Below are 25,366 nucleotides of genomic sequence, written 5' to 3'. Positions count from 1 at the left end.
ATTAAGTTACGGAGAGTGAGCGAAATGGCTAACGAAGTATTCCCGATTAAATCTAAGCGCGATTTTAATAAACTGAAGAACGCCCTAAACGGTCGCAACCGTCTGTTATTGACGCTCGGAACCGCTTTTGGGCTGCGTATCAGCGACTTATTAACGCTTAAGGTCGGGGATCTTCGCGGCCAAGATTCGCTGGTCATTACGGAGCAAAAACGTAAGAAAAAGCGTAAGATTACGTTTAGTTCGTCCGTGTTGCGCGAAATCAAAACGTATCTAAGTGACGCTGACGATAAAGACTACGTATTTGCCAGCCGGCAAGGAGGCGGCAAGCCGATTAGTCGCGTTCAAGCGTACCGGATACTCAACGACGCTGCCGAACGGGCCGGCATTGCGGATAAAATCGGCGCGATAGGAACGCATTCGCTACGTAAGACGTTTGGCTATCGGCTACACGAAAACGGCGTTGATATTACGCGCATTATGTCTATACTCGGACATTCGAGCGAGCGCGAAACGTTGAGATACATCGGAATAACGGCCGATGAAATATCGGAAGCTTACGAAAGCATCGAGGTTTAAACCTGCGGTGCTTTTTCGTTGTTCATCAGAATCCACACGAACCTAATCGCCAAAGCTCCGACATTTTCATGCAAGAAGCGAAAAACGGATTCTCTATCCAAACCGGCCGTATCCCGTTTTACTTTCGAAATGAAAGCCGCGATACTTTGACAACCTTCGAAATAAGAACGATGTAGTAATGCTCGAAGGGAGGCCGTTGCTTCAATGTAGCCCATCTGATCGCCTGCTTTTTCGATGTACCACATCGCTTCCTCCTTGCGAATCCCTTTCGCGATACACGTTAGCCCAACGCATGACCATGCGAAATCCTTACTCATTTCTAACGCTCGCCTCTATTGATTTCATCGAGAAGTTTTCGCATAGACTCACCGGCTTCTTGCGCACTAACACGACAAACTGCGGTAGGTATGAACACCCGGAGAGCCTCTTTTAGCTGCGATACATCCACATCCACGTTAGAATTTTCGAGAGATTTTTCGAGAGTACGTGCCGCCTCAGCAACGCTAATCTCCACCTGCTCCTCCCGCAATTCAGCCAACGCCTTTGTCGCCGCCTTTGCTTCGCGCTGAAGCGCTTTGAGGCCGGTAATAGCTTCGGATACCTCTACGTTTACTTTTACGTTGATCTCGTCTGATACGCGTTTGTCCGCCATTCACATCGTCTCCTTTTCGTTTCTTATTCGCTCGCGTACCGGAAGGCTCGGAAGCCTATTCCGGTCGGCCCGTAGGCTAACGCAAGCACAAAAAGACCGCCGCCGTAGGGTGCGGAAGCCTCGTTCTGATTGCGTCTATTTATCGTCTAGGCTTGCGAAAGGAAACAATTCATCCGTGCATCTCCGTAACTCTTGACCGATCTCTTCAAGCGTCACCACTCCGCATCTACGCCCGCCAAATCCATAAGCTTCTGAAATGCCACGTTGTCCAATAACGGGCCTGCCTCGCATTCATATCCGCAATCCTTTAGCTGCTCGACGATTTCTTTTAACGTTTTAAATTCGTCCATCCTTTCGTCCTCCCTTCGAAATCACACGAAATTAGCGTTTCTAACGTTTACCCTACCGAATACCCTCCGGCTGGATTAAAACGGCTGTGGCGCTTTAATTTCGTGGTAGAATCGTTATCTATTACGTAATTGTTCGATAGCCCACTCCGCTCCTCTTAAGAAATCGCTTGTCACTCCGAAATAAGGTGCGTCTGTTAGCGATATCCCTAGCGCATCTAGCGCTTCCTTTGGCGGATTGGTACCGCCGACTACTGCGATTTCAGACTCCGGAAGCTTTTCGGAAAACTTAACCGCGATAAAATAGCCGTCTGTTGTCAGGCGATCGCTTACCGTTACGTCTTCGCCTTTGAATTCCGATAAATCAGCGATAATGCTTTCGATTCCTCGTTGCATGACGATCACCTCCGTTTTGAATCGCCGATGACTACGCAAAGGTATGACGCTATTCTGGACTCTGTTTTAACGCGATGGTTATAGTCCTCGTAAGCATCTTCGTACGATTCGAATAACATCGGGTCAGCATCGGGACCGTAATCGGTAAATACTGCGTACTTCATTTTGCGAACACCTCCGTTTAGTCAAAGTGAATTTTTGGAATGCGCGTTTAAAATGTGCCTGGCGCCCGGGCTTTTCGTTTTTCCTCCCCCGCCCCTTTTCGTTTTTCATACGGTATGCACCGTTTTGCATATCGAGTGTAACATTATCGGATTAAGTTACAGTGGGTGGGCGGTGTGGTCGTTGATATGACGGCATTCATTCGTGTTTGTATTGCGTTATGTATTACGTTTTATTTATGCATCGTATGAACCGCGATATATCAACGTTTATATATATGGTAGTGATGGCGCGATATGTATAAGATATTGCATAAACGGACGGGCTTTCGTCAAAGTGATCGAGGGGTCGCGCGCCAAGGAGCCTCGGCTGATAAAATAAAAGCGCCCGTCAAACGGTGTAACCTACCGCTATCGGAACGCTTCATATATTACTGTCCGCCTATTCTTCCGTTTTACGTTGCGCCCTCAGACGCTCTATTTCCGCCTTGATATCGGCTATGTTATTACCGTCATTCTTAACGTCCACTTCCGTTCTCTCCGTCAGCATATCGTGCCACTGCATATACGTCCGTAGCATTGCGGCATTCCCATCGTTAATAATATGATCGGGTATTGACGCTATGATATCCGGCATTCTTTCGGCCGATTGCTTCTTAATTCTGCGTTTTAATTCTTCGTAAAAGTCATCGCTGTTTCGCCAGTTATGCAACGTCTGTCTTGTAACGCCTACTTCATCGGCAATCTGATCGTAAGTCATTCCGCCTCTGTTCGGCTGCGATAAAAATTCGATAGCAGCGATTTGTTTTTCGCTAAGTTTCCGAGCCATTTCCGCCCTCCTTTCCGTTAAGTTTTACGTAGCTTTACGTCCTCTATAATACATAGATAACTAACGGGGGAAATTATACGGTATTATCGTTAAGTTAACGCAATCTTTTCCGTATGTATTTAAACATAGCGCTAATTCCGGTCACTTCGTTCCCTACATACGCGCAGATATTAATTAACAATTACTTGATCGCGATAATACTGGACGAAGGCGCAGCCGAAGTTCCAGAGGCTTGTGATTCACAAGACTAAGAAGTGATTGAGCGCCTAAAATCGCTGTATCCCTTGCGGCTCTAAGCGCGAACCCACTTTTCGGTTGTGCGAATAAAGTCGTGTTTTTCGCCGATTTGTGCGAATAAAGTCGTGTTCATTATCAATTAGTTTTCCGTAATTGAGAATCGGACCATACGAAAAAAGATGACGCTAACTCAACGTCATCTCATCGATAGTATTTTCCCCGCCAAGAACAACCCGAATACCGCCTTCCGTTTTAGCATCGCCAGGTAAATCCGTCGCGCCCAGCTTTCCTCGTGCTGCAACGCTAACTCCACCGCCTTACCTACGTTCGGATGCTCGACTATTCGCTCAATCAACGCTAGCTTTTCGCGCAGCCCTTTATCGCAGCCCGGCTTAAATTCGTTCTGTATACACCCGTTCACTGCGATATAACACTTCCGTCGCGCAAGATCAACCGAAACCTTTTCGTCATACAAACCCCACCGTTTCGCGTACGTTTCTAGCGTATTGCCGTTTATGTACGAATCGAATAGCTGCGGGTTATATTTGCGCATCAAACTCTCGTCGTTTATTTGCCGGTAATGGTACAACGGTATATCGATATAGTAAGCCGTCCGGCAGTACGTAAACGCGTCCATATTAAACAACCAATCTTCGCCGAGATACTTACCGTCAGGGAACGCTAAACCATACGTATCTATTAAACTTTTGCGGATTACCTTCCATACGCCGCCATAAGAGCCGTTATATAAAAAGTCCGTCAATATTTCCGCCTTTATTTCGTCCCTATCTAACGGCGTATTTGCTTTTGCGCAATAACTTTTCGTATAGCTTTTCGTTGTGTCTTCGTAATCCCAGCATACATCTGTAAATACGATATCGGCGTTATTTTCGACGGCGTCTTCGTACATTGTTGCGTATGTTTCTCGTTCGATCCAATCGTCAGCGTCGATAAACGCAACGTATTCGCCTCGCGCTTGTTTAAGCGCATTATTGCGTGCCGTGGCCGGTCCTTGATTCGCTTGGTAGATAGGCTTAACCCGTTCGTCGATGGCTTCGTAATAACGTAATATAGTCCGCGTTGAATCGGATGAACCGTCGTCTACGATCAAAACTTCGATATTCTTCAGAGTCTGTCCGAGCACGCTATCTAAACAGTCGCGTAGGTACTTTTCGCCGTTGTATACCGGTATAATAACGCTCATTTTCGGAGTCATTTCGTCCACCCTTTCGGTTCGGGAATTCCCGAACCGGTATCGATAGGATAATTATACCAACTCGCACCTGAATTTCAAGACGAAAAAAGACGCCGATTATTCAGCGTCCTCTTCCGTTTCTTTTACTTCGAATAATTCTTCGTATTTGGCTCCGGTTGCTTTCATTATCGATGCGACATGCCAATCGTAATGCCTTTCGGAATGATCAAACCGAGATATCGACGCCTGTGGAACGCCGGATCTGCGCGATAATTCGGATTGCGACCAATCTAGCTGCGAAAGAACCGCACCAAGACGAGGTTTTACCGTAAGTTTCATTTCGATCACCTCGCGTTAATTATACGCCAGAGAATATTTTTCCGCAATTACTGTTGACGTAGTCTATACGCTAGCGTATAATAGAATTATAGAAAGGAGGGAAAACCGAATTGAACGCGGAAACGGTACTAATTATAACGGCGATAGTAAACTTCGTCATTGCGCTAACGAATTTGGCAACAGCCTGCGTTAACGCAAAAAACGCTAATCGCAAAAACGACTAGCGCCAGAAACGTTGATACGGGGATAGATGTGAGAGTCCTCCCCGTGTCTCCTATAGTACCGTATCAAAAACGAAAACACAAGGAGGCGAGCGCGCCATGTTAACGGCTTTATCAATCGTAATTACGGCGGCGGCCCTGATCGTTGCAATCGCGGGCCTGGTCGTCGCACTCAAACGGAGGCGATAACGGTATGCAGCAGCTTATGATTCGCAAAATATGGTCGGATACACCGGCACTTACACCGCAGCAGGAAGCGCAGATCCTCGATCTATACGAGCGCCCCGCCGCCAATTTCGGTCGATGTGGGCGCGCTTACCAAATTGGGATCAATTCGATGCTACAATATTTCGGCTATCGGATCGAAGTCGAAACGGAGGCTATGAACGATGATTGAATACGCTTGTAACGAATGTAATTACGCAAGGCTTGACGTAGAAATTAAACCTGACGCGTGCTGCCCTGCGTGTGGAGCGCGCCTGCAGGTCGAGGAGGAAATCGTATGAAACGTTTATTTAAATCAATCGTAATCACCGCGGCTTTGATCGCGAGTACTATCGCTTTGGCGCCGCAAGCAGACGCAGCCTGGTCGGGCTGGCAGACGGAAAATTTCGGGCATAAAGCTCGCGTATATACGGATGCGACTACGTATACAAGCAACGCAAAGTCGGTCGATTGGAAGGCCGAAAAGAAAGGCGCGGCCACGCTTTATTACACGGCCGGCGTTTATAAAAAGCGCTCAGGTGGCGGGCTGACCGATACGGGTTTGGCGCAGCGCGGAAGCTTTAAGACCGCTACGCCAATGAAGTCGTTTAGTGTGAAGTCGATTCGCGGTAAAACTGGCGCTGGAAGCTACGTGATCCAGATCGATTGTTATACGGATTCAGGCAAGCGCCATTATATCGGGACTTTCGAGTCAGCGCGTTTTAACGTGAAATAAGCGCAAAAATAAAGACGCCTTAACGGGCGTCCTTTTTCGTTTTATACCTTCTTAACGTTAAACAGCGCAATCAACGTTTTGTCCGGCGTCTTAGATTGTCGATAGAAAACGTTAGGGTTAAACGTAAAGCGCTCCGGCTCTGTACCGACTTTAATACGCGCAACAACGTACTCACCATCGAATTTCATCTGCTTAAGACGGCGTCCGAGCGTGTCTGGCGTTACTCCGATAGCCTCCGCAAGTTCCTTCCTATTAAACCACCGGATACGCTTCGGATTCTTTTCGAAAGGATTTTCGCAAAGTGCGTTCGTTTCGAAGTGAATGAACGGTAGCATACGATAAATAAGACCGATGTCTGTCGCCTTAACTTCGCTATACACGCGTTTAATTTTCGCAGTATACAGCTTAACAACGTACTGGCTACCGAAGTTTCCTTTGAAGTGGTAGCGTTCATTTACGCTATAACCGTCGTCGGCTTCCCGTATAATGTCGCGTTCAATGCATGCGGCTAAGAAATCGTAAAATGTCCGAGGCTTCTTGCTGAGCTGCAGTACGCCCATCATGTCGGATGTTGACATCGGTGTTTTGTTGCGGCTAGATTTAACGAGAACACCGTTATAGTCGACGTAGCACTGGAGAAGCATTAAATACCCGCACTGCGCCGTCGTAAGAGCGCTATAGACTTCGTGAATATTAGACATATTCGCGTTAGAGAAGTCGCGACGATCGGCCGTCTTTTCCTGCTGCTGGCGGAAGGCTTCGTCTTGGTTTCGGTGACGCAGCGTATAGCTTTCCGATAAGTCCTCCCCGGTTTCCGTGTTCACAACTCGCAATTTCTTACTCATACAATCGTCCCCTTTTCAGTAAAATAAAAAGCGCTATATAAGCGCCTAATCAATGATAAGTTTTTTCGCCAGTGGCGATATTTACGGTGAATTGTCCCGGCGCTTTTCCACTTATGAACTTGCGATACTTTCTTCGCCTGCTCTTGTTCTTCGAAAGAGACGCCTTATTCACATACGCGGACTCTCTCTCACTTCTCTGCCTTCTAACTGGGTACGAGTGGTTTTTCCCGTCCGTTCCGAAATTCTGACCGATTGACAATGGAACCTCTATACGTGGGTTATCATTTTTCTTGCGGTGCTTCCCCTCCTTTCGTCTAGCTAGCTGCTCGTCACTCATAATCGGGTATTCATTTCGCGTAACTTTATCCGGGTGTGAATCGGAAAGCTCCTCGTAAATTATGAGATTAGCCATTCGGCCAAGCGCGGTAGCGTCCGGCTGTTCTCCGGTAGAGTCATAGTAAGCGTTTACTAACGCTATAGTTTCTTCGATACGTTCCTGGCGCGCCAGCTTTCCGGCCTTAGTTCGTTGGTACATTTCCGTAACTGTTTCGTGCAACAACGCTTTATCCATCGATTCGCCCTCCTATCGTGTACCCTTCGTTATGGCTCGCCCAGTAGTAGTAAATATCCGCAATCTTTTCAACTGATCGATCTAGCGTCTCGTTAACATTCTTTTGCGTAATGCCCATCCGTTCGCCCGCCTCGGCTTGCGTTAGTTCACCGAAGTAAACGAGCTCGATCGCTTGGCGTTGGCGGTCCGTTAAATTCGCTAAATCAAGCGCCTTGTGAATATCTATAAGAATCGTAGCCGCGTCGTAATCTCCGCAACGCTTCCGGCTGACGAACTTCTGATAATCGGCGAGCAACAGCTTAACGCCTTCTGCGTTATCGAGCGCATAGGCTGCGTCGAATTCGCGTTCCTTTCGGTGTAGATCCACTTTGACCGTTCCTATAACAATCGCCCCCTTATCGTTTGACTTTCGCCCTAAAAGCGAATATAATTTCCGTATAATGTATAATCGAGGTGGTTTCCGTGGCAATTAATTGGATATCAGCGCAGAATAACGACGCATATATAACGCTTGATTCGCAAAGAAGAATTTACGTATCGTCTGGCGCTCGTAATATTATCGGCCTTCCTAACAAAGCGCCGTTTTATTTAACGCTTGGATACGACGAGGAAGCACGCCGTCTTGTTTGCGCAAAGCCTGAGAACGTAAAAGCTGACGTCGAACCGTTCAAGTTCGATAAGCGTTCGTATAACAAGTCCGCCAGTAAGGTACTACAAACCGCAGGATTCCGCGAAGAAGACTTACCGTTGCGTTTCTATATGGTCGGCGAAGGTGAAGCCGCTAAACAGACGTACATGGCGTATCCTGAAGGCGTTTATGCTTTCGAGTTAAGCCGCAGTTGATCAGCAAGCGCCCGTCCGATATACCACGCAACGCGCGAAGCAATTCCGTTTCCGACAATCCGATACTGCGCCGATAAAGAAATATCGTCTGGCAGGACGTAAGTATCTGGCGCAGATTGGATTCGAAGGCATTCACGAACGGTGAAACGTCGTGAGGCTTTCGGGTGTATTTCAGCGTGGTCCAACCTACTTGCTGTCACCGTTCTTGCGGCCTCTTTAAAATCCGCTTTATATGAACGCTGATTTGATAGAGAGTGCTCCGGTTTTATCGTAGTCGCTCTTGTTTGTACATGCGCATTTGTGCCCGTATTTACTTCCGGCAAATCCCCGATAACATCCCGCAATACTCGCGTCTGATAATCGCCTTCTAACGGCTTCGGAAACTCGAAAGTGAATCCAAGGTCTTTTCGAATTCCGACGATAAACACGCGCTCACGCTTCTGTGCTACCCCGTAATGCCACGCGTTTATTACTTTCCAACTAATCTCGTAACCTATTTCGTTAAACTTCCTGATAAGCGCATCGAATGTGGGACGGTGGCGCTTCGTTATCAACCCTTTTACGTTTTCAAACACGAAGGCTTTCGGTTGCTTGCGTTCAATGATTTCAAGATATCGCCATACGAGTTTACCGCGCTCACCGTCAGCGCCGGCGCCTTTGCCTGCGACCGAGAAGTCCTGACACGGAGGGCCTCCGAATATAACGTCTGTGTTCGGTAAGCTGTCGACATCTACTGCGTTAATATCCGCCTGTGCAACGTGATCGCCGAAGTTGTGACGGTATGCTTTAACGGCATTCTTATCGAAGTCTAGCGCCTTAACAATGTCGTAGCCGGCCGCCTTGAAGCCGATTGCGCCGAGCCCGCCTCCGCAGAATAGTTCGAGTACCGTAAGTCCGTTTGCCGGCTGTTGTGGCGTTAAGTTAAAATCGCCCATATATTCGCTCCTTTCGGTTCGTGATTCGGTATATTCGTCAAATCAACACCTCCGCCATCAACGCGTCCAGTTTCGCGTATAATTCATCGATCGTGCCGTCGTTTGCAATTTCGTAATCAACTTCGAAATCTAACAACGCAAGCTCGGTCGGATGCTTCAGCGCCGCCAAGTCGAAGTCATCGCCGGCTTTTCTCGCGCGTTCAATCCGTAAAGCTTCCGGCGCCGTAATGCGTATTAGCGTAAAACCTTCGGCGCGCAGTCGGGCGTATTCGTTTGGCTGCCGGCAATCCTCGACAAGCACGCGGTTTTTAAGCATCGGCGCTAGGCCGGCGCCACAACCGCAACCATGCCGCTCCAGGTAAGCGTCCACCTTCGTCATGGTTGCGTTAACCCAAACGTCCTCACCGAAAGCTTCTCGCGCCCACTGTCCGAACTTCTGATAATACGCGCGCGGCTTCGGCTTTTCAGGTACGGAAGGGAAAGCGTGATGGAAGGCGGCTTTGAGTTCGTCGCCGAATGCGAACGGATGGAAATCGTAATGCAGCGACAAATACCCGGCGGCCTCCGACTTACCTGCGCGTAGTGGCGCGGTTAGGGCGATCTTCATGGGCGCATCAACAACCTTTCGATAATTGCCGCCAATTCGTCCGCGGTAAATAACTTTTCGCCTTTAACTCCGGTTGTACTTTCCTTCAACCGAGCCAATTCCTCGCCGAGCGTCCGATTGTCTTTGTGCAGCGTGTCGATTTCGTCTTTTAGCGCTAAGTACCTGCGAGCGTTTTCGGATCGGATTTTCATATCTTCGTCCAAAGCCGCGCGTAGTTTTTTATTCTCGCGCTCTAAGTCCGCAACACGCGTCGCCAGATTAGATACGACGTCGATTATGTCGGCTGGCTGCGGTTCATCGGCTTCGGCTTCGACCGGGACGAGTACACGGTATTCCTCAATCGTACGATCAAAGAATGTTGAGCCCGTCACGCCGTCAGACAATTCAACCGTCCCATCGTCAAAACTCGTGTAATAATACGCTACTGAATCGGTATGACCTACCGGAAAAGTATCGCTCTTTGTGACAATAACCTTCTCGCCCACTCCCGCCTTGCGATCGGTTAATTCGTAGCGTTGCGTACCAATGTGGACGATGTCAGTCGGTTCGAGTACGCGGTATTCTTCGCGATAGATAAGCCCGCTACTGTTCGTGTCGGATGAAGCCCCGTCACTTTCTACGTCTCCGTCTGCGGGACGATACTCGCGGTCTACCGTAAAAACATCGCCGTTTTTATACCACTCCTCGCCATCAGCTTTCGTAACAATTACGATCTTATCGCCAACCTCCGCCTTCCGATCGACCTCTACGTATTCGCGCTTGATGCCGCCAAGTGTTTCGTCAGCCAGTACGTGAATCTTAGCGTTAGTTTCCGTCATTTATTCCGCCTCCTTATATTGCGATACGTTTAGGTAACTTTCGATGTCTTCGCATTCTATCCGCATTCCATTATCGAAAACTATTAAATGATCGCTCGCCTCAACAACTTTCGCGCCAATGATCGCTGCTAGTCCGTCATAAACCATCCGATCGCCCTCCCGTTAATTTATTACGCGAACCTGAACCGACTGCCGTCCGAACTGTACCGCGTCGGTTTCATTCGCAACTAATACGTCAATCTTGGCGCCCTTAATTGCGCCTCCAGTATCGAGCGCCACAGCTTCAAACGTCGTGCCGTCCGCCTGCTTTATTTCGACCGTCGAGCCCAACGCAATCACTGACGGATCGACCGCTATGATGCGCTTGCCGGCGTGGTAGATCGTTCCGGTTACGTCTATGCCGGTCGCTGTTATTCCGCTGCAACCTTCGGGGCAATCCGCCGTATAAGCCGAAGCCTCGAACGTTTGCCATACGCTTTGCTTTGCGGGTCCCTTCGCGTTTGGCTTTTCGTTAACACTTTCGTTAGGTCGCGTCTTATGTTTCGCTTTGACTTCCGCCTTCAACGTCTCCACTTCGTTCTCAAGCGCCTGTATGCGTTCGTCTTTCTTTTCCGCATCAGCTTCCGCCTTTTGCAGCGCCGCCTCTTCTTCGGTAATGCGAGGCGGGTCTGGCGGTGGAGGCTCCGGCGGCTTGGCGGTCGGGTTCGTAAGTAATTGCGTTGACATCGCTAGATTCGTTAGTATACCGATAAAATCAGTCCTTTCTTATACCGCTACTTTTCCGGTTAATTTAGGGTGCGGCTCGTATCCGATAATCTCAAAATCTTCGAACGTAAAGTCGTCGATATCCGTGACTTTTCTTTTAATACGCAACTCTGGAAGACTTCGCGGCTCTCTTGTCAGTTGCGTTTTTATTTGAGCGATATGATTCGTGTATATATGCGCATCACCAATCGTGTGAACAAATTCGCCAACTTCTAGATCGGTAACGTGCGCGATCATGTGCGTTAGCAGCGAGTAGCTAGCGATATTGAACGGAACGCCGAGGAATACGTCGCCGGATCGCTGGTATAGCTGGCATGACAGGCGTTCATTTGCTACGTAGAATTGAAATGCGAAATGACAAGGCGGTAAAGCCATATGCGGTAAGTCAGCGACATTCCAAGCGTTAACTAGTAACCTACGGCTATCTGGATTCGTTTTAATTTGCTTTATAACATCGGCAATTTGATCGGTCGATAACTCAACAAAACTATTATCGATACAATCTAGCCGATATTGCGACTCCCAATTACGCCACTGTTGTCCATATACCGGACCTAAGTCACCATTTTCGTCAGCCCATTCGTTCCATATTCGTACGCCGTTATCCGTTAAATATTTCGTATTTGTATCCCCGCTTAGAAACCACAGCAGCTCATGCGCGATTGACGGCCAGTGCAGCTTCTTTGCTGTAAGCAACGGAAAGCCTTCGCGAAGATTAAAGCGCATCTGATAACCGAACGTCGACAGCGTGCCCGTTCCGGTTCTATCGGACTTCTCAACGCCGTTCTCTAATATGTGTCGCGCTAAGTCTAAGTACTGTTTATCCGCCATTTATTCGTCCTCCAATCGTTTTAATGCTTCGCCGTTTTCGTAGATAGTTTCGTTAATTAATAATCTGCGAGCTTTCTCCTTCGTAGTTATTCGGAATGTGCAATCGTCTTTTCCGTACATCTCGCAGTTAACAACGTAATCGCGAAATAGGTCGTTCATATACTCGATGTCGCCGCATCCGTAAAGCTTACCGTTTAGAAAACACGCATATATTTGCGTCATCTAAGCGTCTTCCTTCGGTAAATCAAATGTTAGTCCGATGGATTTTAAATGCGTTTCTTCCTTCGCTAATCTTTCTAACGCGCTGCCGTTTCTTTCGTTAGCCTTTTCGTAAGACTGCGCAATAACCCCGCTACTCCCGAAGCCGCCCGCACCTCGATCGCTATCGCCGAGCGCATCAACCTCCGTAAACACCGCCTGTTCGACCGGCTTGATTAACGCTTGGGCCAGGCGGTCGCCTTTGCGGATGATGTACGTATTGTAACGATGTAGTTCTCGGTCAGTACTCGCTATAAGTCTTCCGGAGATATCCTTAACCATCCGCGAAACTGACTCAGGCGCCTGTGCGATATTATCGACAACCACGCCAACCTCGCCCGTATATCCGCAATCTACAGTACCGATCTGCACCCGCAATTTAGTCTTCAGCGTAATGCCTGATCGCGGTCGGATCTGCATTTCGTAGCCCTCCGGAATCTCGAACGCCAACCCCGTCGGCACACACGCAGTAGCGCCCGGTTCGATAATTACGTCGGCGGCCGCCACTAGGTCGAAGCCAGCGTCCGTTGCGTGTGCGTAGGTTGGCGTTTGAGCGTCCGGCGATAAGCGTTTTATATTTACGTTCATTTCGTTTCCTCCTTCGTAACGTCCTCATATATAACTGCGTATTAACTTTCCATTTGGCACATCGCCTTCATAAATAGATGCGTATAAAGTTCGGAGTCCGGACGCTTATTCCCCGAAATAAAAATCCGAATCCTTAAGCGACTCGACCGTCGCCTTCTTATAACCGTTCCCCTTCTGCGAAAAGAAGTCGTGCGATTTCGTCTTCGTGCTAAGTCCGTTCATCACGATCGGATTCGGCGTTTCGTCTTCGAAGTACGGCTCAAACGCGAGGTTTTGCAGCGCTTTATTTGCGTTATAGCGCATGAATTTTTTAACGTCGTGCGTCAGACCGACCTCATCGTAAAGGTCTTCGGCATAGGCGACTTCGTTATCGTATAGCTCCGTCAGTAAATCGACCGCAAAATCGCGTAATTCTAACTGAACGCTATAATCTTGACGGTTATAAATTTCCTGCGCAAGCAAGCCGGTATAAACGCCGTGGATTGCTTCATCGCGGATAATAAGCGATATAATTTCGCCTGAGTTCGTCAGCTTGCCTTGGCCCGCGAAATATAACGGATAATAAAATCCGCTGTAGAACAAAAAGCTTTCGAGATATACCGAAGCGACTAGCGCCTTATACAGCGAAATATCATCGCCCGGCTCAATCGCGTTGTATAAACCGACGATCCATTCCGCCTTCCGCTGCAAGTACGAATTGGTCTTAACCCATTCGAAAACTTCGTTAATTGTTTCGGTAGGCGCGAGCGTCATGAAAATATTCGAATAGGATTTCGCATGGACAGCGTTCTCCATCATCGCCATAAAATTCAGGACGGCCTTGCGTTGGTGCCCTCCGATGTGCTGCGCGATGATAGGCATTCCGGTGTTTCCCTGCTCCGTATCCAGAAGCGTTAGGCCAGCCAGGACGCGCATATACGTCGTCTGCTCGGTAGGGCTCAGCGACTTCCACGTTAAGAGATCGCCGTTTAACGAAATCTCCTCCGGAAGCCAGAATTGCTTAACGTTCTGTGCGTAGAACATTTGCGTAAAGTCGTCTTCGTGGCGCGACCAATCGGCCGCCGTGTGGATTGCGTTTGCGTTCGTCAATTATTCGTCCTCCTTCGCCGTACTCTCTATAGGTAATTCAGCCGTTTCATATCGACTGAATATCGTTGCTTTATCCGTATCCGCTGAGTAAGGATGAACCGATTTTGCTGGGAGCGTAGTTACAAACGTCCACCCTTTCTCGTTCATTTGCGCTATTGTATCTCGATCAACATACTCGTTAGTTATAACAACTTGAAACTTAATCATCTCTCCGCCTCCTCTTCGTTTAAACTACGCAACTCAAGCACGAATCCTGGCCGGTGTCTTTTGTACGCGCATAATACAACGTCTTAATGCCGCGATGATGAGCGTATAAATCAATCCGGTTCAGATCGCGCGTCGTCATCGTATCTTTCAAGAACAGCGTAAACGAAATGCCTTGGTCGACGTGCTGCTGTATCGTTGCGATCATATCGACGACCTTAAACATATCCATGTCGTACGCTTCCTTGTAGAAGAACCAATTCTGCGGCGATAGCCCCGGCATAGGATAATACGTCTTCGAATTACCGTACGTACGTTCCTCGATCCGTTCCATAATCGGCATGACCGACGCCGTAGCCGACTGCACATACGAAATTGAACCCGTTGGCGCAATCGCAAGTCTGTACGAATGGTATAGACCGTGCATCACAACGTTATCCCGTAGCGTTTCCCACTCAATTGGCGCCGGTATCGTTACGCCTTCAAATAGCCGCGCAACCTTCTCCGTTTTAGGACGGAAATCTCCCGCGACATATTTATCGAAGTAGCTACCGTCAGCATACGTCGATCCCTCAAAGCCTTCGTATGTGCTACCGGTCTGTTGCGCTAACTCATTCGAACGCACAAGCGACCAATAATTCACCAACGCAAAGAATACGTTAGCGAAATCCCGCGCTTCTTCCGATTCATACGGGATTTCGCTCTGCGCTAGGTAACCGTGCAGGTTCATCGCGCCAAGTCCAATCGAACGCATCTCCCGGTTAGCTCTTGCGACTGCCGGCGCGTTCTTGATATTCGAAGTTTCCGAGACTCGCGTTAGAGCATCGACGGACAGCTTAACGATCGTTTCGAAGTCGCCATTTTTCATTACGTTTGCAACGTTGAGCGATCCGAGGTTACACGAAATATCGAGGCCGATTTCGTCCGGTTCGCCGTAGTCGGTGTATTCGGAAACCTGAGACGCCTGAAGCACTTCGCTACAGAGGTTCGAAAACTTAACCTTCGAAATGTGATTGTTCGTATGTGCCGCGTTAACGTTGCCTTCGAACATGATGTACGGATAGCCCGATTCGGAACGCAACATAGCGAGCTTTTCGAGTAGCTTCCGCGGGTTGATTTTCTCCTTACGCACTGCCGGATTATCGACGAGCTGATCGTACATTTCTCCGATATCCATTTCGTCCAAGTGCTTTCCATACGCTTTGTATACGGTGTGCGGATAGAAAACGTAAGCCGGACGATCTTCCCGCGCTAGTTCGATGAATTTATCCGGAATGACAACGCCGATAGATAACGTTTTAACGCGCACATCTTCATCTGCCGAGATTTTCTTCGTATCGAGGAAGTCGTGAATGTCCGCATGGAATACGTTAAGGTACGCTGCGCCTGCCCCACTTCTTGCGCCTTGTTGATCCGCATATCTAAACGCGTTATCAAGGAGCTTCATAACTCCGACGACGCCTTTCGTTACATTCTCGATATCCTTAATCGATTCACCTTTCGCGCGAATCTTAGATAAGTTCAACGATACGCCTCCGCCCACTTTCGAAAGCTGCATCGAGATTCCAACGGCTCTTTCGATGTCATTTAACGAATCGCCCACTTCGAGCAGGAAACACGAAACTAATTCGCCGCGACGTTTACGGCCCGCATTCAAGAACGTCGGCGTAGACGGCTGATATTCCTGGCGCATCATTAAATCGACGAACTCGAGCGCCTTGGCTGCGTCTCCTTCCGCGAAGAACAACGCACAGCAAGCGACCCGGTCTTCGTAGCGTTCGAGGATCTTCTTGCCATCGTTCGTCTTCAGCGCATAGTCGTTGTAGAATTTGAAGGCGCTCATAAACGAAGGGAATCGGAATTTGTGCGCATAGGCCGCTTTATAGACCGCCTTGATTTCTTCGAACGTATAGGCGTCCAGAAATTCGGTTTCGTAATAATCGTTATCGCGTAGGTAGTCGAGCTTTTCGCCCAGGTCGTGGAAAAATACGGTGTTTTGATTTACGTAGTCAATAAAATAAGCGCGGACGGCTTCGAGATCCTTTTCGAATTGAAACCGGCCGTCCTTCTGTAGCATAATTTCGTTATTAAGTTCGATGTAATTCGTCAAACGCATTCACCCTTTCGATAAATTGTCGTACATCTGCGTCCGTGCCCGCTAATTCAAAGCGCCCGACCATCGGCACGCCGTATTGCGTCGCGATTATATCCGCCGCCTTTGCGTAATTATCGCCCCAGTTACGGTTACCCGACGCAGCCACGCCCGCCAAGTATGCGCTATTAGCCGCAAGAAAATCTGCCACCGGCCGTGCCACCTGACCGAAGCCGTACGTCCCAGTCACGCAAACGAACGGTTCGGCTAGCGTTAGGTCTGGCGTTATTTCAACGGCGGGCAGACCGGTCTTTGTGACGAATCGGCGTACGTTGCCAGTCCGCGAATAATAAGCGATTAGCATCCGCTCAACCCTTCCGTCTCTCGATTTCTTCTTCCAGCGCCGCTATATTCGCAAGCCGACGATCTCTTTCGATTCGCAATTCGATAAGCTGCCGTTCATGCCGACTGATTGCGTAATCATCTTCGGCAAGTCCTTCGCGATGAATCCGTAACATCTGCTGCAGCTGCGCGTCAGTCGCTGATCCCATCATACGTATCACTTCTCCTTAATCGTCATGATATTTTCGTAAAGCGACATAAACGGAACCCGGAAGCCAATCGTCTTGAACTCATAAGTCTTACCGATCTCAATCTCCGCGTACAGATCACTGGAATTAAACTTCCGCGCAAACAAGGCATCCGTATTTTCAAATACTTTTGCGTTACCTTTTTCGTCCTCTCCGAAAATTAGATACTTCGAGGAATCTTCGGTGGTTTTCGTTTCTTTGTCCGTCACCTTAATTACGTAAGTGTTTTCGTTATTGTAAGACGCGATTGTAAATAACGGCGCCACAACTACGAGAGAAATTACAGTCAACGCGATTACAGCGATCGTTCCCCATTTAATTAAGCGCTCCATTACTCCGCCTCCCTGATAGCCACGTTATCATCGATTCGATCGACAGTTTTAGTGACGTAAAAGATCGAATAGCCTTCGTGTCTAAGGGAGTTGACAAGGCTCTCTGCATCGATCTCGGAGCCGCAGCGAAGAACTTTAGCGTCCTCATAACTAAACCCCTCCGTTTTACCAGCGATTAAAAAATATCCTTGATTCATCTATTCGTCCTCCTTCGGATTATCTATTACGCCTTCGTGAATCAACCACGCAAGCCCAATCGCAGCCGCATCGCTTTCATCGAAATTAGCGAACTCGCCGGTATATCCCGTAATCCGCTGAACCGCCGCTTGCACTTCGTCTTTCTCCGCATTACCCGCCCCCGCTACCTTCAACTTGACCGTCGTTGCGGATATTCCGAGGTCGGCCGTACGTTTGCCCGGCTTTCGGAACTTATCGAACGTCAACCCGAATCGCGACGTTGCCCGTTCACACGCGTTCCATGCCGCCAGCACCGGATAGTTTGAGGTCGACGTCTTGCCAGCGAAGTCCTCTCGCACCACATAGTCGAAGCCATCCCGCGGGCAGTTTTTATCGAGAAAGACCTTCGCCCACCCTTCGATAACTTCCGCTCTGTGCGCATGTGATCGGCTGGAATTCGGCTTAACGTGCGACAGCGCCTTGATCGTAGGCTTTCGGTTGCGCACCTCGATTACCGCGACGCCAGGGCAGGTCATCGATGTATCGAACGCGAGGCACCGGATAGGCTTGGCGCTACTCACGCGTACCACCGATCGAAATCAATATTCGATGCTTCAAGCGCGGCTTCTGCTAATTCCCGCCCGTTCTCAGCACCGAGCGCGATTTCTTTTAATACATCGAGATATAATACATCTTCCATCGAGTGGGCAATTTCGTTATCTCCGGATGATTTACGAATTCTTTCGACTTTATCTAGTACATCTTCTTTCGTCATTAAACCGCCTCCCCTTTGCGTACTTTTTCGATAAACTCTAGCGCCCCGGCGTACTGCTGTTTAGTAGACGGATACACATTCGATCGCATGACCCGTGAAACTTTATCGCGAATTTCCTCTAGCTCCCCGTCCGTAAGAGATTTCGCGCATTCCGTCTTATAACTGTTAAATGTCCATCCGTTAAGGTCAATCTCCGGCGGATTTCCTGCGTTGATAGATGCCTGGATATCTGCGAATCTATCAAGAACGGAATTAATCTCGGACTCTCCGATCTCTAGTCCGAAAGCGCGAATATCCGGTGACTTTTCGAACTCACCTTCGTCATATTCCCACGCCTTCTTCGAACCATTAACGTAAAGGATTACGTAAAGATCGACGTCATACATAACCGCGTATGAGTAGCATTGTTTTACGTGCTTTTCGTCCGGCTTTTTCAGCGAGTAATAAGACGTCCGCGCCGCGCTGGTTTGCTTCGACTTGATTTCGAGGCCGACGCGTAAGACTTCTCCGTCCTCAGTTACATAGCGCATGATCCCGTCGCATGTTCCGAAAAGGTGAAACGACTGTCCATTATGTGTTACTAAGTGATTCTTTTTCGCGAAGTCCTCAAACATCGGTGTGCCATCCTTGTTACGCTCAAAACTAAACGGACATGGACGTCCGACTAACTTTTCGAAATGTTTTTCCATGAATAAAATATCGCGTTGAATAACGTCCCCAATTGCGGTACCGATTCGTTGCCAGCGTCCTTGATATGGCGGTATCTTGAATTTATCTTTCTTTCCGTACTTTGCTTTATGGTATAATTCGCGAGCACAGGCGTTAGCGGACGAAGGTGAGAAATACGGGAACTTCGGTTTTACATTCGGAGCATCCGCATACCATCGGTGTATTTGCGCATCCAATTCGTTGTCCCAAGCTTCGGGCTGCGAGTGCCATTCGTTTAAATATTCGATGAGTTCATCCGCAATCTGCTGCGCGTAAGTGGTCGGCTCGGGCGGCGCCGGCGCTAATTGGGCGCGCAGTGAGTTTGCGGCTGATCGTGCGTTTGGGTTCGTCAATTAATCACGTCCCTTCATCGTACGTGCAATTATCTCTCCGAACTTAATTACAAGCTCTTCACCTTCCTCAGATAACGCTCGCATTATAAGAAGTAATTCTCCATGATCTAACGCAACGTTCAGCGTGCTTCTTACAATCGCGTTTTTAGGGACAAATTTTAACGGACGGTCTGGAGAATCCATCACAATATTGAGGTAACTACCGAACCAAGTTGGTATTCTATTCAAGTATGTCCGAAACACTTCTATCGTCGCCTCTACGTCATTAAGCGCTCGATGATGTCCTTCAAGCGAGATACCATTTCGTTTAGCAACGTCCTTAAGGCTCGCAGACAATTCCGGCTCCACAAAACGCGCCATAGCTCGTGTACAATAGAACCGTTCAGGCTCGATTCCTCCTCGACTGATAAACGACAGATCGAACGGAGCGTTTTGCGCAACTACGACAGCATCACCGATAAATTCGTTAAGCTTTTCGAGCGCTTCGGTTTCAGTCGGCGCCCCTTCGAGATCCGCCGCAGTGATGCCGGTTAGTTTTGTAATGAATTCCGGCAGCTCGCGCCCCTCTTCCAACGCAACCATCGTATGAAAGCGATCAATTACGTTAAAGCTTTCGTCAATCTTAATCGCACCAATTTCCGTAATTTGTTCGGACTTGTAATCGAGTCCTGTCGTTTCTAAGTCGAGCACAACGTATGTCTTTTTCATCATTCAGCCTCCTTGTTTTTAAACCATTCTTCCACGGGCACACCTTCGCCCCATTTGCGCATTACTTCGATATCCGTTCCGTTTGGCACAACGTCACCCCATCGGTAAGAATTAAGCATGATATCGCGAATTTCTTGCGCTTCTTCCCACGTAAAATCTTCCGGAACTTCGAAAATGAGTTCGTCATGCACCGTTGACCACAGCGCCCAGCCCGGTTTGTTAGCGCAATATTCGTGCGCCTTAATCATCGTGACTTTCGTTTGAATAGACGATGATCCTTGTACGCGGGCATTTGTCGCTTGGCGTAAAGCGCGATTAATTCGAGAGTTGTGTTTCCTTGCGGCATCGTATTTCGGATCATTCCATTTTCCATACGGAATGTTTTTGCGGGGCAGTTTAGCGTCGGGAAGCCGACGTTTTCGCGCTTTTAAGTCCGCCCAAACATAGCCGTTCTTTTTCACAAATTCTTCGTTCTCTTTCAGCCACGCAGATAACTTCGGCATACTTCCGAATAGCTCTTCCTTGAACTCGGTCGCCTCTTTTTTATTAACGCCTAGCATATCCGCGAGAGAATAATCACTCATACCGTACAGCGTCGCTAACCATACGACTTTCATTTGCTTACGCTCTTTCGTGTCAGATCCGTCAGGTTTTTTATAAACTTCCTCGTACGGCCGCTTGTAGAAGTTGGATGCCATCATTGCGTATGGATCGCGTTCTTCTAAAAATGCGTTTATGAGAACCGGCTCGCCTGATAAGTACGCCACGCATCGGATTTCCTGTGCTTTAAAGTCGGCGCCCATTAGCACCTTTCCGGGAGGAGGACCAAACATTGGACGTGCTTCTTGTGGCTGATTCTGTACGTTGAAACCTTGCTCTGTTGTATCTTCCTCGTCCTTGCCCGAACTAAATCGACCCGTTACAGTTCCCATCGGATTGAAACGCGAATGCCAACGCTTAGTTGTCGGATTCTGCTTTGTCGGTAGCGTATCGATATATGTGCCAATTAGCTTAACGATATTTTTATACTCTAGAAGTTTCGCGATGATCTCGTAGTCGTCTTTCAACGGCTTTAATGTTTTCTTCGCGTCCATGTTCGGAATCTCTTTTCCTATCGCCTTTGAAATTGCGGGGCGCATCTGCTGGGTTGAGTTTAGATTTATTGGTGCGTCTCCTTCATGGAACGGCGCTAACTCTGCGACCAATTCCTGACGCAACTCTTCTGCGCGCCTATGAAGCTTTTCTCCGTATTCTTTCGCGAAATCCAAGTCCAAGATATACCCGTTAGCCTCTAAATCCACGATTACGTACAGCATCGGAACTTCAACGGTTTGGTAATAATCTAGAATCGTAGGCATTTTCGTCATGTGGTGACGTTGAAATTCGTATAGCTTCCACGTTAATTCGGTATCCTTCGCAGCGTAAACTAGCGCTATATCTAATGGGACTTCTTTAAATTGCGCATTCCTACCGAACAAAGCATCGAAAGTGTCTGCCGGTGTTTTTAAATATTTAGGCGCCAAGTCTTTTAATTTAAAAGATCCTGCGCCGCCCAAAGAACGGTCACGCTCGTTTTCGTTCAGCAAATGCATGGCTATCTGCGTATCCCAAACGACGCCTTTAAGATCGAATCCATGCCGCCGAAGCATCGCAATATCGAATATCGCGTTGTGTAAAACCTTGCCGATTGATTCATCGTTAAATACAGGCGCCAGCCCTTCGAGTACATATTCGCGACTTAGCTGCTCGCAATCAACGTGCTCTACCGGTATATAAACGTGCCAGTCAGCGCTTGGCAATGTCAGCGAAAGCCCAACGATTACGTCCGTATAAACATCTACGCCAGTTGTCTCGGTATCAACTGCGATTATTGTTTCGTTATCCAACGCATCGATCAGCGCCTGAAATCGTTCCTCAGTCGTAATTAATTCGTAATTATCCGGCGTGTTCTCGACCATCTGCCGCAAGGTTTCTTCGCGCTGGGCTTCCTGTAAAAACTTCCAAAGCCGGAGCGCCTCCGCCTTGCTGAACGCTTTAGGATTGCCGGCCTTATTAACACAGTCAGCCGGATCGCGCGCCAGCTTCCCCGCATCCATAGCCGCCTTGACTTCGGTGAGTCGTTTGCGGTCAACATCCGATAGTTTCATCGCGAATATCTTACGCCAGCTTTCCTCGATCGGCTCGGCGGTCTTGGCTTTCGCCTTCCGCTTGGCCGTCGCCTGGACCGCGTCCGTTTTCGGTGCCGCCGGCTTAAGCGAGTTCAAGTTTAACCGTAAGCCTTCCATCCGTCGTCCTCCTTCCTCGCGTAATAAATTCCGCTTATTCGCTCGTTATTACGTTAAGGCATCCGAATATAAAAACACCTAGAACGCACGTTACAGCAGAAAACACATCCATGTTCAATACGCTCTGTCCGGCAATGAAGGCCATTAATACACCGAACACAAACGCGATTGCTCTCGGTAATCTCTTCATAAATCGACCGCCTCCGTCCATCTTCGTTTATATTCATCGGCATTATCCGCATACCACTCCGACCAACACGCCGCGTCGCACGCATATACCTCGAAGAGCGAATCGTAAATGGCGGATCGCCCTTCGTAGAGGCTAGCGTTGCAATTGGCGCAGACGGCGGCGGCTTTAGCGGTCAAAGCGCGCCTCGACTGGCGTGATTAGGCGGAGTTTGTCGGGATCTAGGTACATCGACACTTTGTCTCCTCGTCTATTAACCGATCCTACTCGCGGCGTTCCTATATCGAATCCTACGACTTCGCCAATTCCGCTATTTCCGAACCACTCCGGATCATCGTACGCAACCACATCGCCTTTCTTATACTCGCCAACCTCGCGTCCGATTTCCGCCCATTTCTTGCGTTCGGCGGCTTCCTCTTCGGATAAAATTTCGAGTTGATCTGGCATTGCAAATCCGGATCTATCAAAACAGTCGCCGCCTTCGATTCGAATTCCTTTGCCCCTCGTCTTATGGTCGAAATTGCTATCGGAAACCTCGTAAACCTTACCGTTCTCGAATCCGTTAAGAGGATAATTCCCTCCTCCTGAAAGCAACCGCACCTTTGCGCCTTCTTTAAATTTAGCGCGTGCTGCTGCTGCGCGTTTAGCTTCGGCAACTTCTTCGTCAGTGGCGCGGACGAGTTCGCCTTCATAGAACCATCCGACACTCTTCCCGCTTAGATCGTCACAACGGAAAGGAAGACTGCCCCCATCGTCAAACGTTACTTGTACGATATCGTTGATCTCTGCTAGGTGTTCACCTGCGCCTCCGACCACCTTCGCATAATCACCGACCTTCAAGCGCTCAGGCTTCGGCTCGGCCTCTACGCTTGCGGCGCTGACTTTGCGGTAAAACTCTAATTCCTCGTCGTCAGGGCAAGCCATCAACCTTTCGCCATTATCGGCTTCGTGCTCAAAGTCTCCGTCCTCATCAACGGCCTTTATTTCGTATAACTTACCGATAGTGAAAGAGTAGTCGCATATATCAAGATAATCACTATCAATATATTTAACGTAATCACCCACCTTCGCCTCATCTGCGTCAATTCGCTTATATTCCGCTTCACCCTTCAACGCAGCCACGTCGGATTTTAACGATTCGATTTCGTCTTCCGCCTTTGCTACGCGTTCTTCTACGGACGGATTGGTGCTGGCGTTGACTTTACGAAAAATTCGAAAATACTCCAACGGATTTACTTGCGCATCGTCCGCGTCGTCCATGTACATGATTTCTCCGTACGAAATATCCGTAACAGGATAGAAGTTTCCTAACGTAGCATCCTCCGCGCTTTTAATTGCAAGCGCTAAATCACCGGCCTCCGCCTTGCCTTCTACACGCTCGTAGGTCGCAACGCCATACGCAACCTTCGTAATTTCACCGTTCACCATATCGAGAGTCTTAACGCCTTCTAATTTCGCCATCATACCGCCTCCGCTTCGTTAATTTCCGTAAACTCCACGTCTTCGCGACTGAACGCCAAGTCCATCCGTACCCAACGCTTACCTTCCTTCGACTGCGGCCCCCAATACTCGGTCAGCTCGCGATTCTCGAACATCCAAACGGCGGGCGCCGGACCCGTGCCGACCTCGACGCCGATAAAATAGTCGACTTCATCAAGCGTATAAGGCGTGCCGTCGTTCTTCCGCGCCTGGACGATCCGCTTGCCGCCGCGCTTTTCCCGTACGATAATCGTCTTCACCTGGAACGTTTTCCATTCGCCGCTTAACGGATCTTTCGCGCTAATATCAAACGCCTCTTCCGTTTCGGACGTACTGACCGCCTGCCAGCCGCTAGCCAGCAGCGCAGCACGTGCGATCAGTTCCGAATACTTGCCGGTATCTTCTGTTTTATGCGCCATAGGAGCGCCTCCTTTTCGTTTGGTTAGGTCTGGCCGCGATTAAAAGTCGAATGAATCTTCGGCAGGTGCTTCGTTATCTTCTGATCCAGCACCGAGTGACAACCCGATCAAGCTAATATCGAAGCCAGCCGCGACTAAGTTTTCGATCTGCGTCTTTTCGTCCGCTTCGAACAACAACCCGTCAAACAGCGCCGAGTTAAATTCCTTGCCGTCAAACTTGGCGAAGTTCTCGCGTTCCTTTTCGTTAAGATCCTCGTCAAAGTCGATCAGAGGAGTCAGCGCGACCTTAGTATCTTTCGCCTGTCCCGTTGCGTTCGTTTTCGTTAATTCAAACGCTAACTTGCCAAGTTTCTTTTCGTATTTCGTAATTGTTGCGTATACGTCCAGCGCTTGGTTGCGCGTTAAATCTACAACGATTTCTTTTCCGGTCGCCAGGTCAACGAAGCCCATAGCGAATCGTTCTTTGCCTCGATATTTGCGGGCCTCCTGGCTTTGCGCTTTCTCTTCCTTTTCGTTGCCTGCGTCTCTGGCTGCGAATTGAAGATCGCGGTGATACTTTTCCGCTAAGTCCCACGGAGTATGATCGCTGACTACGAAGCCCTTTTCGTTACGCGTAGAAGGATTCTTCGCAACAAACGTATTTACTTTCTTGTAAACGCCATAACCGAAATACTGCATCAGATCTTCCGTACCGAGCACGCGCACCTTATAAGAAGCACCTACGCTAAACTTTGCGAAGTCGATCGTATTTAAGTTACCGCCTTCGCTTCCGCCTGACTGTAAAGCTCCTAGTGCCGCTGCGCCTTTTTGAAATTGTGTCATTCGTTTTCCCCCTACGATTTAATATTGAGCGTTAAGCCCTCGCAAAATGCCGGTACCTGCGCCCGAAACGCCGCCAGCGCTTGGCAGTAGCGACGCGACCCGAATTACTTAACGGCCACCCCGACATTCTCCGAGGGCCTGGCGCCCTTACTGCGGGTTCTTTTCGTCTTCGGTTATTTGCCACGCCATGCC

General features: G+C 48.8%; 39 protein-coding genes. 4 read left to right on the top strand and 35 right to left on the bottom strand.

The features are described from left to right. Window positions 1–24: 24 nt before the first annotated feature. Window positions 25–576, top strand: coding sequence for a tyrosine-type recombinase/integrase (locus MKY50_RS21515; protein WP_059336177.1), 552 nt, complete (start codon window positions 25–27; stop codon window positions 574–576). Here the strand turns inward: MKY50_RS21515 and MKY50_RS21510 are convergent. The 8 genes from MKY50_RS21510 to MKY50_RS21475 form a co-directional block, all read right to left on the bottom strand. Further along, a complete protein-coding gene (locus MKY50_RS21510; protein WP_341117467.1) occupies window positions 573–821 on the bottom strand; it encodes a hypothetical protein in 249 nt (82 codons plus the stop codon). The two genes, MKY50_RS21515 and MKY50_RS21510, sit on opposite strands and share 4 nt — an antisense overlap. Window positions 822–895: 74 nt before the next feature. Beyond that, window positions 896–1,228: a hypothetical protein gene (locus MKY50_RS21505; RefSeq protein WP_341117466.1), complete on the bottom strand. Its 333-nt coding sequence runs from the start codon at window positions 1,226–1,228 to the stop codon at window positions 896–898. Between the two features lie 212 nt (window positions 1,229–1,440). Next, window positions 1,441–1,578 (bottom strand): hypothetical protein, encoded by a 138-nt coding sequence (locus tag MKY50_RS21500; protein WP_268273546.1) that lies wholly within the window; start codon window positions 1,576–1,578, stop codon window positions 1,441–1,443. Between the two features lie 114 nt (window positions 1,579–1,692). Then, window positions 1,693–1,971, bottom strand: coding sequence for a hypothetical protein (locus MKY50_RS21495; RefSeq protein WP_341117463.1), 279 nt, complete (start codon window positions 1,969–1,971; stop codon window positions 1,693–1,695). A gap of 5 nt (window positions 1,972–1,976) precedes the next feature. Beyond that, window positions 1,977–2,135 (bottom strand): hypothetical protein, encoded by a 159-nt coding sequence (locus tag MKY50_RS21490; protein ID WP_278071997.1) that lies wholly within the window; start codon window positions 2,133–2,135, stop codon window positions 1,977–1,979. Between the two features lie 439 nt (window positions 2,136–2,574). Next, on the bottom strand, window positions 2,575–2,961 hold the full coding sequence (locus MKY50_RS21485; protein ID WP_341117462.1) for a phBC6A51 family helix-turn-helix protein: 387 nt from the start codon (window positions 2,959–2,961) through the stop codon (window positions 2,575–2,577). 433 nt (window positions 2,962–3,394) lie between these two features. Further along, window positions 3,395–4,402 (bottom strand): glycosyltransferase family 2 protein, encoded by a 1,008-nt coding sequence (locus MKY50_RS21480; protein ID WP_341117505.1) that lies wholly within the window; start codon window positions 4,400–4,402, stop codon window positions 3,395–3,397. Between the two features lie 108 nt (window positions 4,403–4,510). Further along, window positions 4,511–4,732 carry an XRE family transcriptional regulator gene (locus tag MKY50_RS21475; protein WP_341117461.1) on the bottom strand — a complete coding sequence of 74 codons (222 nt, stop codon included), beginning with the start codon at window positions 4,730–4,732 and terminating at the stop codon, window positions 4,511–4,513. Between the two features lie 414 nt (window positions 4,733–5,146). On the opposite strand from MKY50_RS21475, the gene MKY50_RS21470 reads away from it, so the two are divergent. Both MKY50_RS21470 and MKY50_RS21465 read left to right on the top strand, forming a co-directional pair. Beyond that, window positions 5,147–5,350, top strand: a complete 204-nt coding sequence (locus MKY50_RS21470) for a hypothetical protein (RefSeq protein WP_129092604.1) — start codon at window positions 5,147–5,149, stop codon at window positions 5,348–5,350. A gap of 105 nt (window positions 5,351–5,455) precedes the next feature. Continuing rightward, on the top strand, window positions 5,456–5,893 hold the full coding sequence (locus MKY50_RS21465; RefSeq protein ID WP_341117459.1) for a hypothetical protein: 438 nt from the start codon (window positions 5,456–5,458) through the stop codon (window positions 5,891–5,893). A 41-nt stretch (window positions 5,894–5,934) separates the two neighbouring features. Here the strand turns inward: MKY50_RS21465 and MKY50_RS21460 are convergent, their stop codons facing one another. Genes MKY50_RS21460 through MKY50_RS21450 form a run of 3 tightly spaced genes read right to left on the bottom strand, consistent with a single transcriptional unit; the run spans window position 5,935 to window position 7,676 of the window. Continuing rightward, complete coding sequence (locus MKY50_RS21460) at window positions 5,935–6,738, bottom strand: hypothetical protein (RefSeq protein ID WP_341117458.1); 804 nt, start codon at window positions 6,736–6,738, stop codon at window positions 5,935–5,937. 49 nt (window positions 6,739–6,787) lie between these two features. After that, a complete protein-coding gene (locus tag MKY50_RS21455; RefSeq protein ID WP_341117456.1) occupies window positions 6,788–7,273 on the bottom strand; it encodes a hypothetical protein in 486 nt (161 codons plus the stop codon). A gap of 28 nt (window positions 7,274–7,301) precedes the next feature. Further along, entirely contained in the window at window positions 7,302–7,676 is a 375-nt protein-coding gene (locus MKY50_RS21450; RefSeq protein WP_341117455.1) for a sigma-70 family RNA polymerase sigma factor, read from the bottom strand. 95 nt (window positions 7,677–7,771) lie between these two features. Here MKY50_RS21450 and MKY50_RS21445 point away from each other — a divergent pair, with 95 nt between their 5' ends. Beyond that, window positions 7,772–8,152, top strand: coding sequence for a hypothetical protein (locus MKY50_RS21445; protein WP_341117454.1), 381 nt, complete (start codon window positions 7,772–7,774; stop codon window positions 8,150–8,152). Here MKY50_RS21445 and MKY50_RS21440 read toward each other — a convergent pair. From MKY50_RS21440 to MKY50_RS21325, 24 genes are all read right to left on the bottom strand, one after another. After that, on the bottom strand, window positions 8,125–9,087 hold the full coding sequence (locus MKY50_RS21440; protein ID WP_341117452.1) for a DNA cytosine methyltransferase: 963 nt from the start codon (window positions 9,085–9,087) through the stop codon (window positions 8,125–8,127). The two genes, MKY50_RS21445 and MKY50_RS21440, sit on opposite strands and share 28 nt — an antisense overlap. Window positions 9,088–9,124: 37 nt before the next feature. Further along, window positions 9,125–9,694, bottom strand: coding sequence for a dephospho-CoA kinase (locus tag MKY50_RS21435; RefSeq protein WP_341117451.1), 570 nt, complete (start codon window positions 9,692–9,694; stop codon window positions 9,125–9,127). Beyond that, window positions 9,691–10,512, bottom strand: coding sequence for a hypothetical protein (locus MKY50_RS21430; protein WP_341117449.1), 822 nt, complete (start codon window positions 10,510–10,512; stop codon window positions 9,691–9,693). The genes MKY50_RS21435 and MKY50_RS21430 overlap by 4 nt, the downstream gene beginning before the upstream one ends. Continuing rightward, complete coding sequence (locus tag MKY50_RS21425; RefSeq protein ID WP_341117448.1) at window positions 10,513–10,659, bottom strand: hypothetical protein; 147 nt, start codon at window positions 10,657–10,659, stop codon at window positions 10,513–10,515. Between the two features lie 15 nt (window positions 10,660–10,674). Then, on the bottom strand, window positions 10,675–11,238 hold the full coding sequence (locus MKY50_RS21420; protein ID WP_341117447.1) for a 3D domain-containing protein: 564 nt from the start codon (window positions 11,236–11,238) through the stop codon (window positions 10,675–10,677). Window positions 11,239–11,277: 39 nt separating this feature from the next. Continuing rightward, window positions 11,278–12,108, bottom strand: a complete 831-nt coding sequence (locus MKY50_RS21415) for a thymidylate synthase (protein WP_341117446.1) — start codon at window positions 12,106–12,108, stop codon at window positions 11,278–11,280. Continuing rightward, window positions 12,109–12,330: a hypothetical protein gene (locus MKY50_RS21410; protein WP_326132359.1), complete on the bottom strand. Its 222-nt coding sequence runs from the start codon at window positions 12,328–12,330 to the stop codon at window positions 12,109–12,111. Beyond that, window positions 12,331–12,954, bottom strand: a complete 624-nt coding sequence (locus tag MKY50_RS21405; protein ID WP_418910712.1) for a dUTP diphosphatase — start codon at window positions 12,952–12,954, stop codon at window positions 12,331–12,333. It abuts the gene before it with no gap. A gap of 105 nt (window positions 12,955–13,059) precedes the next feature. Beyond that, window positions 13,060–14,025 carry a class 1b ribonucleoside-diphosphate reductase subunit beta gene (gene nrdF, locus MKY50_RS21400; RefSeq protein WP_341117504.1) on the bottom strand — a complete coding sequence of 322 codons (966 nt, stop codon included), beginning with the start codon at window positions 14,023–14,025 and terminating at the stop codon, window positions 13,060–13,062. Between the two features lie 18 nt (window positions 14,026–14,043). Beyond that, window positions 14,044–14,250, bottom strand: a complete 207-nt coding sequence (locus tag MKY50_RS21395) for a hypothetical protein (protein ID WP_341117445.1) — start codon at window positions 14,248–14,250, stop codon at window positions 14,044–14,046. Between the two features lie 19 nt (window positions 14,251–14,269). Continuing rightward, a complete protein-coding gene (nrdE, locus tag MKY50_RS21390) occupies window positions 14,270–16,363 on the bottom strand; it encodes a class 1b ribonucleoside-diphosphate reductase subunit alpha (protein WP_341117444.1) in 2,094 nt (697 codons plus the stop codon). Then, complete coding sequence (nrdI, locus tag MKY50_RS21385; RefSeq protein WP_341117442.1) at window positions 16,335–16,703, bottom strand: class Ib ribonucleoside-diphosphate reductase assembly flavoprotein NrdI; 369 nt, start codon at window positions 16,701–16,703, stop codon at window positions 16,335–16,337. The genes nrdE and nrdI overlap by 29 nt, the downstream gene beginning before the upstream one ends. A 4-nt stretch (window positions 16,704–16,707) precedes the next feature. Further along, window positions 16,708–16,893, bottom strand: a complete 186-nt coding sequence (locus MKY50_RS21380; protein WP_046341161.1) for a hypothetical protein — start codon at window positions 16,891–16,893, stop codon at window positions 16,708–16,710. Window positions 16,894–16,898: 5 nt separating this feature from the next. Beyond that, window positions 16,899–17,261 (bottom strand): hypothetical protein, encoded by a 363-nt coding sequence (locus MKY50_RS21375; protein WP_341117439.1) that lies wholly within the window; start codon window positions 17,259–17,261, stop codon window positions 16,899–16,901. Continuing rightward, a complete protein-coding gene (locus tag MKY50_RS21370; protein ID WP_341117437.1) occupies window positions 17,261–17,458 on the bottom strand; it encodes a hypothetical protein in 198 nt (65 codons plus the stop codon). Before MKY50_RS21370 ends, MKY50_RS21375 begins: the two co-directional genes overlap by 1 nt. Further along, window positions 17,459–17,974: a hypothetical protein gene (locus tag MKY50_RS21365; protein ID WP_341117436.1), complete on the bottom strand. Its 516-nt coding sequence runs from the start codon at window positions 17,972–17,974 to the stop codon at window positions 17,459–17,461. Between the two features lie 41 nt (window positions 17,975–18,015). Beyond that, entirely contained in the window at window positions 18,016–18,213 is a 198-nt protein-coding gene (locus MKY50_RS21360; RefSeq protein WP_341117433.1) for a hypothetical protein, read from the bottom strand. Beyond that, window positions 18,213–19,274, bottom strand: coding sequence for a hypothetical protein (locus MKY50_RS21355; protein ID WP_341117431.1), 1,062 nt, complete (start codon window positions 19,272–19,274; stop codon window positions 18,213–18,215). The genes MKY50_RS21360 and MKY50_RS21355 overlap by 1 nt, the downstream gene beginning before the upstream one ends. After that, window positions 19,275–19,982, bottom strand: coding sequence for a 3'-5' exonuclease (locus MKY50_RS21350; RefSeq protein WP_341117428.1), 708 nt, complete (start codon window positions 19,980–19,982; stop codon window positions 19,275–19,277). Next, window positions 19,982–22,267: a DNA polymerase gene (locus MKY50_RS21345; protein ID WP_341117427.1), complete on the bottom strand. Its 2,286-nt coding sequence runs from the start codon at window positions 22,265–22,267 to the stop codon at window positions 19,982–19,984. Before MKY50_RS21345 ends, MKY50_RS21350 begins: the two co-directional genes overlap by 1 nt. Window positions 22,268–22,301: 34 nt before the next feature. Beyond that, the gene (locus MKY50_RS21340) at window positions 22,302–22,457 is read right to left on the bottom strand and encodes a hypothetical protein (protein WP_341117425.1); all 156 of its coding nucleotides are present in this window, start codon (window positions 22,455–22,457) and stop codon (window positions 22,302–22,304) included. 165 nt (window positions 22,458–22,622) lie between these two features. Further along, window positions 22,623–23,915 (bottom strand): hypothetical protein, encoded by a 1,293-nt coding sequence (locus MKY50_RS21335; protein WP_341117422.1) that lies wholly within the window; start codon window positions 23,913–23,915, stop codon window positions 22,623–22,625. Beyond that, entirely contained in the window at window positions 23,915–24,352 is a 438-nt protein-coding gene (locus MKY50_RS21330; RefSeq protein WP_276353214.1) for a hypothetical protein, read from the bottom strand. The genes MKY50_RS21335 and MKY50_RS21330 overlap by 1 nt, the downstream gene beginning before the upstream one ends. A 39-nt stretch (window positions 24,353–24,391) precedes the next feature. Then, a complete protein-coding gene (locus MKY50_RS21325) occupies window positions 24,392–25,174 on the bottom strand; it encodes a hypothetical protein (protein WP_341117416.1) in 783 nt (260 codons plus the stop codon). Window positions 25,175–25,366: the final 192 nt, after the last annotated feature.

Source organism: Bacillus sp. FSL R7-0685 (genome assembly GCF_038002425.1).
Lineage (GTDB): Bacteria > Bacillota > Bacilli > Bacillales > Bacillaceae > Bacillus > Bacillus subtilis.
This window is presented reverse-complemented; position numbering and strand designations above follow the sequence as displayed.